This window comes from Duganella sp. CT11-25, assembly GCF_047302815.1.
GTDB lineage: Bacteria > Pseudomonadota > Gammaproteobacteria > Burkholderiales > Burkholderiaceae_D > Rugamonas.
The window spans coordinates 748,183-759,407 of sequence record NZ_JBKBFD010000001.1; the positions used below are offsets into that span (position 1 = coordinate 748,183).

Genomic DNA, 11,225 nt, shown 5'->3' on the forward strand with positions numbered 1-11,225 from the left:
CGTCATGACCTTGACCACAGCCTATGCCAGATTGCTCTCGGTGGTGTTGTTTGCCGGCGCCGCGCTGGCGATCGCCGTCTATCCCATGCAGGGCAGCTGGCTGGTGGCGATCCTGTCGGCCTACGCCGCCCTGCTGTGGTGGCGGCCGGCGCTGTGGTTGTTCGCGTTGCCGGCGCTGCTGCCGATACTCGACCTGGCGCCGCGCACCGGCTGGTTCTTTCTGGAAGAAATCGACCTGCTGCTGCTGATCACCGCAGGCTTTGCCTATTGGCGACTGGAGCCGGCCACTCCCGACTTGCCGCGCTGGCCGCCGCTGTTCTACGGCGGCTTGATGCTGCTGGCGATCGCCTGCGCGGGCGGCCTGTGGCGCGGCATCCAGCCGATACCGGCGCTGGACGCGAACGCCTTGAACAACTACCTCAGCCCGTACAATGCGCTGCGCGTGGGCAAGGCCTGGTTCTGGACACTGCTATTGCTGCCGCCGCTGCGCCGCGCCGCCGGGCCGCAACTGCAAGGCCTGCGACGGTATCTGATTCCAGGCATGCTGGCGGGCTTGCTGCTAGTGGTGTGCGCGGCCATCCATGAACGCTGGCAATTTCCCGGCCTGGCCAATTTCTCCAGCGACTACCGGATCACCGCGCCCTTCTCCGCCATGCATACCGGCGGCGCGGCGCTGGACGGCTATCTGGCGCTCAGCGCCCCCTTGCTGGCGACCTGGCTGTTCGACCGGCGCTCCCCGCTGAGAACCGCCGGCGCGCTGGCGCTGCTGGCACTGGCGCTGTATGCCGGCCTGGCCACGTTCTCGCGCGGCTTGTATCTGGCCTATGCGGCCGCCGTCGCCGTGCTGCTGTTGCCGCTGCTGGCCATCAAGCGTCCCTGGAAATCCGTCGCGGCCACGGTGTCCGGCGCGGCGGTGCTGCTGGTCGCGCTCAACCTGGTGTTCGTCAGCGGCGGCTATCGCGGCTACGCGCTTGCCTTGATGCTGCTGGGGCTGGCACTGCTGGCGGTACTGCCGCGCCGCCATCTCGCGGGCGCCATGGCGGCCTTGATGGTGCTGGCCTCCATCGTGCCGATCTACAACGGTTACTTCGTCAACCAGCGCTTCAGCACCAGCAGTGGCGACCTGGCCAACCGCTTGCGGCACTGGCGGCAGGCGCTGTCCATGATGGATGACGGGGCCACGACGGCGCTGCTCGGCATGGGATTGGGTAAGTTTCCGTTCACCTATTACTGGCGCAACCAGCAGCGCGAGGTGCCGCCCAGCTACAGCTATCTCGACCAGGGCGGCAACCGCTATCTGCGGCTCAGCGCCGGCGAATATCCGGCCGGCTTTGGAGAATTGCTGCGTATGCTGCAGGTCGTCACGCTTCAACCGCGCCAGCAATACTTGCTGGGGGTGGATATCTGGAATAGCGGACCGCCGGGCTTTCTGCACGCGAATGTCTGCGAGCGTGTGCTGCTGTATCCGCAAAACTGCCTGCGCACGCCGCTGCGGATGATTCCGCACGCACTGTACTGGCAGCGCTATCAGTTCGCACTGGACTCGGGCGGGCTGGGCGCCTTGCCGCTGCGGCTGGAGCTGGCGGTGGAAGGCCGCAAGGCCGTTCTCGATATCGACAATATCAGCCTGCGCAGCTTGCCCGACAACCACGAGTTGCTGCGCAACGGCAGTTTTTCGGACGCCAATGATTACTGGTTCTTCAGCAGCGACCGCTATCACCTGCCCTGGCATGTCAAGAACCTGGGCTTGAACCTGTATTTCGAGATGGGCTGGGCCGGCCTGCTGGCCTACGCGACCATGCTGCTCAGCGCCTGCGCCAGCTTGCTGCGGCGTGCGCTCGACGAACGCGGCACCGGCGATGCGGCCGCCTGGCTCGCTGCGCTGGTGGCGTTCCAGGCGGTCGGCCTGTTCGACAGCCTACTCGACGTGCCGCGCATCACCTTGCTGTCCACGCTGTTGCTCTGCGCCGCCGCGCTGAGTCCCGTCCGCCTGTCCAAGAGAGCGCCATCATGAAGACCCTGTCCTGCCTGCTATTGCTGCTGAGCTTGCTAAATCCTGCGGCGGCGGACGAACTGATACACGCCATCGACGACGTCAAGCCATCGGTGGTCGGCATCGGCAGTTTTCAAAAGACCCGCACGCCGGCATTGTCGTTTGTCGCCACCGGCTTTGTGATCGGCGATGGCCTGACCGTCGTGACGGCGGCCCATGTCGTCAGCGACCTGCTGGCCAACGACCAAGGCCCGTCGCTGGGCGTGCTGGTGCGCACGGCTGGCAACGCGCAATTCCGCGCCGCGACGGTGGTCGCGCTGGACCGCGAGCATGACCTGGCGCGCCTGCGGATCGCGGGCACGCCCTTGCCGGCGCTGCGTCTGGGGGATTCCAGCAAGGTCCGGGAAGGCAAGGGGCTGGCCTTCATGGGATTTCCTCTGGGCATGGTGCTGGGACTGCATCATGTGACGCACCGCTGCATCGTCTCGGCCATCACGCCGCTGGCGACGCCGACCACCAGCGCCCGCAAGCTGGACGGCAAGCTGCTGAACCAGCTGCAAAAGCCGGCCTACATGGTGTTCCAGCTGGATGGCACGGCCTATCCGGGCAGCAGCGGCAGCCCCTTGTTCGATCCGCTCACCGGCGAGGTGATCGGCGTCGTCAACATGGTGTTCGTCAAGGGCGTCAAGGAAGCGGCGATCACCGCGCCGAGCGGCATCACTTACGCCATACCGGCCAACTTCATCGACGCCGTGCGCTGAACGCTAGGTCTTGCCCGCGATCAGGCGGCCGGTGATACCGGGCTCGTCCCAGGTGGGGAAGAAATACGGATAGAAGGAACGCTCGTTGGTCTGCTGCTCCATCAAGCCGCCGAATTTGCGGATCTGCTCGGCCATGTAGTCCAGCTCCAGCCGCAGCAGCACGGCCGGCGCCTCCACCCGCGTGCACTGGCGCTCGCCGCCGAAGTCGCGGAAGCCCAGCATGCGCTTGTAGAACATCACATGGCGCGGGTTGACCTCGATCACGTAATCGGTGTAGCGGTGGATATTATGGGCGTAAATGTAGGAAATATGGATCATCGCGGCGAACACGCGTTTGGATACCCCCTTGTCGATCGCCAGCCGCGACGGTTCGCACAGCCGGCGGCCGGCGCTGCGCAGTTCGTCCAGTTTATCGCGGAAGTTTTCATCGGCGGGCAGGCCGACTTCGTCATTGTCCAGGCACAGCGACATCGTGCCCACGGTGTCACCGCCGGTCTCGGCGAACAGGGTGATTTTATTTGGCGAGTGCATGGCGTTCGGATCGACCGAGTAGCCGCGCCACCCATACATTTTTTTCAGCAGCAGGCTGGCCGCCTCTCGCTTGCCCTGCGAATTTGCCATACGGATATGGAAAATCTGCTGGTCTATGGGGTGGTCCAGTGCAGATTCTTTTTTGCCTTCGCCGACCACGAGGTCGCGCAGGCCTGTACTGGCTTCAAAGGAAACTATTGCATCGTCATATTGCACGGTTGGCATCCATTCAGGTCTGTCGGCCAGCCGCCGGCGAGGGGCGAACTGGGGCTCATGCTTTTCAGACCTGCGGTTCAGTTCGAAAGTTCCCTAAATTTTAAAAATATTTTTAAAACCACCCTTCCGGTATCACCAGCACGTCGCCGGGAAGTACCGAGACGTTGGCTGAAATATCGCCTTTGCGCAACAAATCTTGCAGACGCAGCGGCACCATCAGCCGCTGGCCGTTGACGGTGCGGATGATGGTCGCCTTGTTGCCCGAGGCAAAGTCCGTGATGCCGCCGACGGCGATCATCACGTCCATCACCGACATTCCCTGGCGGTAAGGCAGCGCCTGCGGCCGCGCCGCCTCGCCGATGACGCGGATCTGCTGCGAGTATGGACCGATAAAACTGGTCACGATCACGGTCACCATCGGTTGCTGGATGTATTTTTCCAACGCCTTTTCGATGTCGCGCGCCAGCTGGGTGGAGGTGCGGCCGGCCGCCTGCAGGTCTTCCACCAGCGGCGTCGTGATCTTGCCGTCCGGCCGCACCGGCACGCTGATCGACACTTCCGGATTGCGCCAGACGTTGATGCTGACCATGTCGCCGGCGCCGATCTGGTAATCGGGCTGCAGCACCTCCGGCTCGGGAGGGTCCAGCGATATGCGGTGCGCGCACGCCGCCAGCAGCAGCGCCAGCGCCGCCATGGAAAAACGCTTAAATGGATGCATGACAAATCTCGCTTGAATAGGCAGGACTCCATGATTTAGAAAACCCGGCTTGCTCTGCTTGATCTGGCTCAATCACTGCCCAGTTAAGAAAAATTCGAATTGTGACAGCCATATAATTTGAACTCCCCGCCGACCAGCCACTGGAGATATTCGAATATGGAGGAGTTGATCAGTCAGCTGATAGCGAGCCTGAAAGGGATATGGAAATATCGCTGGCATGCGGTTTCCATCATGTGGCTGGTGGCGATCACGGGCTGGATCAAGGTGGCCACGCTGCCCGACGACTACCAGACCACGGCGCGGGTGTTCGTCGACACCCAGAGCATCCTCAAGCCGCTGCTGTCGAGCATGACCAGCGTGCCCAACGTGGAACAGCAGGTCTCGATCATGAGCCGCACGCTGCTGAGCCGTCCGAACGTCGAGCGCGTCATGCGCATGGTCGACCTCGACATCAACGCCAAGACCCCGCGCGATCAACAGCAGCAGCTCGACGAATTGATGAACAAGATCCGCATCGGCGGCACCGGCAACTACGACATTTATACGATCTCATACAGCAACCGCAATCCGCGGCTGGTGCGCGACGTCGTGCAATCGCTGTTGACGATATTCGTCGAAGGCAGCTTCAAGGGTAAAAACGGAGAAACCCGCAAGGCCGTGCAATTCATCGACGATCAAATCAAATCGTATGAAGATAAACTGATCGAGGCGGAAAACAACGTCAAGGAATTCAAGCAGAAAAACAATGGCCTGCTGCCGCGCCAGGGCGTCGACTACAGCACCCAGCTGGCGCAGTCGTCCGACCTGCTGAATACCGCCCGGCTGGAACTGACCGAAGCCGAGCAGGCCCGCAACGCCATCGCCAGCCAGATCAGCGGGGACGAGCCCATCCTCGGCGCCGACATGAATCCGGCCGCCATCGACAATCCCGAGATCGACGGCCGCATCTCCGTGCTCAACAAAAGCCTCGACAGCATGCGCCTGCAATATACCGAGCTGCATCCCGACATCGTCGCCGCCAAGCGCCTGGTGGCGCAGCTGGAGGCGCGCAAGGTCGAGGAAAGCAAGCTCAGGTCGAACGGCGATCCGGGCAAGAACTACAGCCCCATGCTGCAGCAGTTGAAAGTGGCGCAGACCGAGGCCGAGGCCCGTGTCGCCTCGATCACGGCGCGGGTGCAGGAATACACCTTCCGCCACCAGCGCCTGCTGGCGCTGTCCAACGCGGTGCCGGAAGTCGAGTCCGCGCTGGCCCAGCTCAACCGCGACTACATGATCAACAAGGACAACTACGAAAAACTGATCGGCCGGCGCGAGGCCGCCAAGCTGTCCGGCGACCTGAGCTCGACCACCGACATGATGACCTTCAAGATCATCGATCCGCCGACCGTGCCGCTGACGCCGGTCGGCCCGAACCGCCTGCTGCTGTACTCGCTGGTGCTGGGCGGCGCCCTGCTCAGCGGCGTGGCCGCGGCATTGCTGATCAGCCAGATCCGCCCGACCTTCCTCAGTCCCGGCGAGCTGCGCGAACGCACCGGCCGGGTGGTGCTGGGCACGGTGTCGATGAACTGGACCGAGGCGCAAAAAGTCAAGCGCCAGCGCGGCAAGTATGTGTTCGGCGCCGCCCTGTCCAGCCTGTTTGTAGCCTATGGCGGCGTGCTGGCCACGACCCTGCTGCGTTACTAGGAGCAATAGATGGAAAAAACCGAACCGGTGGTAACGTCCGCCTCGCCCCGCCATGTGGAAATCAACCTGGAGCGCCTGCATCAGCGCGGCATGGTGACCCAGGACGGCGGCCGCACCGCCGTGGCCGAGGACTTCCGCATCATCAAGCGCCCGCTGCTGCGCAATGCGCGCGGCGACAACGACGCGCCGCCCATCCGGCACGGCAACCTGATCGTCGTCACCAGCGCGATGGCGGGCGAAGGCAAGACCTATTGCGCGGTCAACCTGGCCATGAGCATCGCCATGGAAATGGACATCACCGTGCTGCTGGTGGACGCCGACGTCGCCCGCCCCTCGCTGCTCAAGGTGCTGGGCCTGCCGCCGGAGCCGGGGCTGATGGACATCCTGCTGGGCGACAAGACCGAGCTGGCCGACGTCATCCTCAAGACCAATGTGGCGACGCTGAGCATCCTGCCGGCCGGCCGCTCCCACCGCCACGCCACCGAGCTGCTGGCCAGCCGCAACATGAGCCGCCTGCTGACGGAGATCGCCGAGCGCTACGCCGACCGCATCGTCATCTTCGATTCGCCGCCGCTGCTGATGACCACCGAGGCCGGCGTGCTGGCCGCGCAGATGGGGCAGATCCTGCTGGTGGTCGAGTCCGAGACCACCACCCAGCATGCGGTCAAGGAAGCCTTGCGCCACATCGAGCAATGCCCGAATGTCAGCCTCATCTACAACAAGAGCAAGGCGTTCCCCGGCGGCGAATACTATGGTTATTATGATTAAGCTGTCCCCGCGCGATACGCCCTACCGCCTGACCATGCTGGTGCTGCTGACGCTGCCCGGCGCCGCGATCCCGGCCGAATGGCACATCACGCCCACGCTGGGCCTGCGCGAAAGCTATACCGACAATATGAACCTGGCGCCGCCGGACCAGGCCCGCAGCCAGTTCACCACCGAGGTCACGCCCGGCGTCCAGCTGTACACCGACAGCCCGCGGCTGCGGCTGGCGCTGTCGTATGCGCTGCAAATGGTGTCCTATACCCGTCAGAAAGACCGCAACAACCAGGCGCTGACCGCCGGCGGCCATGCCGAGGTATTGCCGGACTGGCTGTTCGTGGACGCCCGCGCCGGCATCAGCCAGCAAAACATCTCCGCCTTCGGCCCGCTGCAGCTCGATCCGGCCCAGGTCACGGGCAACAGCACCACCGTGCACAGCACCAGTGTCAGTCCCTATTTGCGGCACTACTTTCGCGGCCTGGCGACGGCCACCCTGCGCTACGACTACCAACACGTGGGCGGCGGCTTGCTCAAGGTCCGCAGCGAAGGTACCCATCTCAACATGGTGGGAGACAACGGCGGCCGCGGCTGGAACTGGGACTTGAACCTGGACCGCACGGAAATCGACGACGCCGCGCTGCCGCCGGTCACCATGAGCAACGCCGCGCTGACGCTCAGCTATCCGATCAACGGCAACCTGTCGGCGTTCGGCACCGGCGGCTATGAAAAGAACGATTACCACGCCAACGGCGCGCAGCCGAAAGGCCGCTACTGGTCGGTCGGCGGCGCCTGGGTGCCGTCGCCGCGCACCAGCATCGCGGCCAGCGTGGGCCGCCGCTTCTTCGGCAAGACCTACTCGCTGAACGCGGCCTACCGCATGCGCAGCATGTTCTGGACGCTCAACTACAGCGAAGACATCACCACCACCCACGGCGAATACTTCAGCGTGCCGCCGACCGGCCTCAGCGATTTCCTGTTCGACCTGTGGGCCACCCGCATTCCCGATCCACAGAAGCGCTTGCAGACCATCAAGGTGTTCATGGCGATTTCGCAGATGCTGGGCCCGGACGGCAACGTCAATTTCTTCAGCCATCGCTACTTCCTGCAAAAACAATTCCGGGCCGCCACCGTCTACAGCACGCCGCGCAGCGCGCTGGGCGTGAATTATTCCAACATCCGCCGCACCGCGCAAACCAACAGCGCCATCGACAGCTTGCTGCTGGGGCCGGATGAGCTGCTGTTGAACGACAACACCAGGCAAAGCGCGGTCCAGGCGGGCTGGAGCTATCGCATGTCGGGGCGCGACGACCTGACCGTGGGCGCCGTCCACAACCGCGCGCGCTCGCTGAGCTCCGGCCGCAGCGCCCGCAACAACGTGCTGACCGTGGGCATGACGCGCCAGCTGGAGTCCAAGGTCACCGCCAGCGTCACCCTGCGTCATACACGCCATACCAGCAACGCCGGCGGCAACTACCGCGAAAACGGCATCAGTGCCGCCCTGTTGGTGGCGTTCTAAGCGGAGTCCGCCATGTCCCCGTCCTACCGCATCGTCTGCGTCGTCGCCGCACGACCCAACCTGATGAAGATGGCGCCCGTGCTGCGCGCGCTCAAGCAGCCCAAGACCCGGATCGAGCCCATCCTGGTCCACACCGGCCAGCACTACGACGCCGACATGGATGGCCAGTTCTTCAGTGCGCTGGACCTGGCGGCGCCGGACTTTCGCCTCGATGTCGGTTCCGCCAGCCACGCGGTGCAGACCGCCGAAGTGATGCGGCGCTTCGAGCCGGTGCTCGACCAGACCGCGCCGGCCGCCGTGCTGGTGGTGGGCGACGTCAACTCCACGCTGGCTTGCGCGCTGACGGCGGCCAAGAAGAATATTCCCGTGCTGCATGTCGAGGCGGGACTGCGCAGCTACGACCGGGCCATGCCGGAGGAAATCAACCGGGTGCTGACCGACCAGGTCTCGGAACTATTGTTCACCAGCGAATCCAGCGGCATGGACAATCTGCTGCGCGAAGGCGTGCCGGCCAGCCGCATCCATTTTGTCGGCAACGTCATGATCGATACGCTGATGCTGCAGCTGCCGCGGGCGACGCCGGTCGAGGCGGTCCTGCGCCAGGCCAACCTGGCCGGCTTCCTCGGCAACGGCGCATCCTACGCGCTGCTGACGCTACACCGCCCCTCCAACGTCGACGACCCGCGCCGCCTGCGCGCGCTGATCGAGACCGTGACCAGGATCAGCGAGGACCTGCCGGTGCTGTTCCCGCTGCATCCGCGCACCCGCGCCATGCTCAAGCGCTTCGAGCTGGGCGGCCTGCTGGACACCCCGCGCGTGGCCTGCATGCCGCCGCTGGCCTACCTCGACATGCTGGGCCTGATGCAGAACGCCCGCGTCGTGCTGACCGATTCCGGCGGCGTGCAGGAGGAAACCACGGCGCTCGGGATTCCCTGCCTGACCTTGCGTGAAAACACCGAGCGGCCCGTCACCGTGACCGAGGGCAGCAACGCCATCGCCGGCCGCGATCCCGCCGTCATCCTGGCGCTGTGCCGCGACATCCTGCGCTTCGGCGGCAAGGCCGGACGGATACCGCAATACTGGGACGGCCAGGCCGCCGAGCGCATCGCCGCCGTCACCGCCGCCTGGCTGCAGGGCCGCCGGGAGCCGCGGCCATGAGCGGCGCCGCCGGCGGCCGGCCCAACGCGCTGACCATCGACGTCGAAGACTATTTCCAGGTCTCCGCCTTTGCCGCCCACATCCGGCGCAGCGACTGGGACTCGCTGCCATGCCGGGTGGAACGCAATGTCGACCTGATCCTCGGCCTGCTGGCCCGGCATGACGCGCGCGCCACCTTCTTCACGCTGGGCTGGATCGCCGAGCGCTATCCGGCGCTGGTAAGGCGCATCGTCGACGGCGGCCACGAGCTGGCCAGCCATGGCTACGGCCACCTGCGCGCCAGCGAGCAGACGCCCGACGAATTCAGCCGCGACATCACGCTCAGCAAGAACCTGCTGGAACAACTCGGCGGCCAGGCCGTGCGCGGCTACCGCGCGCCCAGCTTCTCTATCGCCGCCGGCAACCTGTGGGCGCTCGACAGCCTGCAGCAAGCCGGTTACCGCTACAGCTCCAGCATCTACCCGATCCGGCACGACCACTACGGCATGCCGGATGCGCCGCGCTTCGCGTGGCGCCCCAACGGCGAGCACGGCCTGCTGGAGCTGCCGGTCAGCACCGTGCGCCTGCTGGGCCGCAACCTGCCGGCCGGCGGCGGCGGCTACTTCCGCCTGCTGCCCTATGCCGCCTCGCGCTGGGCTTTGCGGCGCATCAACTCGCGGGACGGGCAAGCTGGCATATTCTATTTTCATCCTTGGGAGCTGGACCCCGGCCAGCCCAGGCAGCGCGGCATCGGGATGAAAACGCGGCTGCGCCACTACCTCAACCTGCACCGGATGGAGGCGCGCATCAACCGGCTGCTGGGCGATTTCCGCTGGGGCCGTATCGACGATATCTTTCTGGGAAGCGCATGATGCCGCACTACACCGTCGGGACGATGGGATCGCAAGACCGCGCGCGCTGGGACGAGTTCGTGGAGCGCTGCCCGGACGCGACCTTCTTCCACCGCGCCGGCTGGCGCCAGGTCATCGAGGAAGGCTTCGGCCACCCGACCTGGTTCATGTACGCCGAGACCGACGGCCGCATCGACGCCATCCTGCCGCTGGCGCAGGTCCGGAGCCGTTTGTTCGGCAACACCCTGTCCTCGCTGCCGTTTTGCGTCTACGGCGGCATCGCCGCCATGCATGCCGACGCGGCGGCGGCGGTGGACCAGGCCGCCCAGCAACTGGCGGCCCGGCTGCAGGTCGACCATCTGGAATACCGCCACATGCGGCCGACGCAGGCCGACTGGCTGCACAAGAACCTGTATGTCACCTTTCGCAAGCCGCTGCACGCCGACCCCGAGCGCAATATGCTGGCGATTCCGCGCAAGCAGCGCGCCATGGTGCGCAAGGGCATCGCCGGTGGCCTGTCCAGCACGCAGGACGCCGACACCAGCCGCTTCTTCGACTGCTACGCCGACAGCGTCCACCGCCTGGGCACGCCGGTCTTCAGCCGCCGCTATTTCGCGCTGCTGCAGCGAGTCTTCGGCGACGACTGCGAAGTGCTGTGCGTGCAGCAAGCCGGTCGGCCGGTGTGCGCGGTGCTGAGTTTCCGCTTCCGCGACGAGATCCTGCCGTACTACGGCGGTGGCGGCGTGCAGGCGCGCACGCTGGCCGGCAACGACTTCATGTACTGGGAAGTCATGCGCCGGGCCTGCGCGCAGGGTTGCACGCTGTTCGATTTCGGCCGCAGCAAATACGGCACCGGCTCGTTCGCGTTCAAGAAGAACTGGGGCTTCGAGCCGCAACCGCTGCACTACGACTATCAGCTGCATCGCGGCAAGCAGCTCAAGGATGTACAGCCGCTCAATCCGCGTTTCCAGCTGTTCATCAAGGCCTGGCGCCTGCTGCCGCTGCCGGTGGCCAACGCGATCGGGCCGCATATCGTGCGCCAACTGGGATAGCGGCC

10 protein-coding genes are annotated in these 11,225 nt (G+C 65.1%); 8 read left to right on the top strand and 2 right to left on the bottom strand.

All coding sequences use genetic code 11. The features are described from left to right. Positions 1-4: 4 nt before the first annotated feature. Positions 5-2,014: a hypothetical protein gene (locus tag ACEN9F_RS02920; RefSeq protein ID WP_413417651.1), complete on the top strand. Its 2,010-nt coding sequence runs from the start codon at positions 5-7 to the stop codon at positions 2,012-2,014. Continuing rightward, positions 2,011-2,754, top strand: coding sequence for a S1 family peptidase (locus ACEN9F_RS02925; RefSeq protein WP_413417652.1), 744 nt, complete (start codon positions 2,011-2,013; stop codon positions 2,752-2,754). The genes ACEN9F_RS02920 and ACEN9F_RS02925 overlap by 4 nt, the downstream gene beginning before the upstream one ends. 3 nt (positions 2,755-2,757) lie before the next feature. Here ACEN9F_RS02925 and ACEN9F_RS02930 read toward each other — a convergent pair whose 3' ends face one another. Both ACEN9F_RS02930 and ACEN9F_RS02935 read right to left on the bottom strand, forming a co-directional pair. Next, positions 2,758-3,375: an N-acyl amino acid synthase FeeM domain-containing protein gene (locus ACEN9F_RS02930; RefSeq protein WP_413417654.1), complete on the bottom strand. Its 618-nt coding sequence runs from the start codon at positions 3,373-3,375 to the stop codon at positions 2,758-2,760. 238 nt (positions 3,376-3,613) lie between these two features. Then, positions 3,614-4,219: an XrtA/PEP-CTERM system exopolysaccharide export protein gene (locus ACEN9F_RS02935; RefSeq protein ID WP_413417656.1), complete on the bottom strand. Its 606-nt coding sequence runs from the start codon at positions 4,217-4,219 to the stop codon at positions 3,614-3,616. 156 nt (positions 4,220-4,375) lie between these two features. Here ACEN9F_RS02935 and ACEN9F_RS02940 point away from each other — a divergent pair, with 156 nt between their 5' ends. Genes ACEN9F_RS02940 through ACEN9F_RS02965 form a run of 6 tightly spaced genes read left to right on the top strand, consistent with a single transcriptional unit; the run spans position 4,376 to position 11,220 of the window. Then, positions 4,376-5,902 carry an XrtA system polysaccharide chain length determinant gene (locus ACEN9F_RS02940; RefSeq protein WP_413417658.1) on the top strand — a complete coding sequence of 509 codons (1,527 nt, stop codon included), beginning with the start codon at positions 4,376-4,378 and terminating at the stop codon, positions 5,900-5,902. 9 nt (positions 5,903-5,911) lie between these two features. Then, positions 5,912-6,670 carry an XrtA-associated tyrosine autokinase gene (locus ACEN9F_RS02945; protein ID WP_413417660.1) on the top strand — a complete coding sequence of 253 codons (759 nt, stop codon included), beginning with the start codon at positions 5,912-5,914 and terminating at the stop codon, positions 6,668-6,670. Beyond that, positions 6,654-8,180 carry a TIGR03016 family PEP-CTERM system-associated outer membrane protein gene (locus ACEN9F_RS02950; protein ID WP_413417662.1) on the top strand — a complete coding sequence of 509 codons (1,527 nt, stop codon included), beginning with the start codon at positions 6,654-6,656 and terminating at the stop codon, positions 8,178-8,180. The genes ACEN9F_RS02945 and ACEN9F_RS02950 overlap by 17 nt, the downstream gene beginning before the upstream one ends. A gap of 12 nt (positions 8,181-8,192) precedes the next feature. Then, the gene (gene wecB, locus ACEN9F_RS02955; protein WP_413417664.1) at positions 8,193-9,338 is read left to right on the top strand and encodes a non-hydrolyzing UDP-N-acetylglucosamine 2-epimerase; all 1,146 of its coding nucleotides are present in this window, start codon (positions 8,193-8,195) and stop codon (positions 9,336-9,338) included. Continuing rightward, entirely contained in the window at positions 9,335-10,189 is an 855-nt protein-coding gene (locus ACEN9F_RS02960) for an XrtA system polysaccharide deacetylase (protein ID WP_413417666.1), read from the top strand. The genes wecB and ACEN9F_RS02960 overlap by 4 nt, the downstream gene beginning before the upstream one ends. Then, entirely contained in the window at positions 10,186-11,220 is a 1,035-nt protein-coding gene (locus tag ACEN9F_RS02965) for a FemAB family XrtA/PEP-CTERM system-associated protein (protein ID WP_413417668.1), read from the top strand. The genes ACEN9F_RS02960 and ACEN9F_RS02965 overlap by 4 nt, the downstream gene beginning before the upstream one ends. Positions 11,221-11,225: the final 5 nt, after the last annotated feature.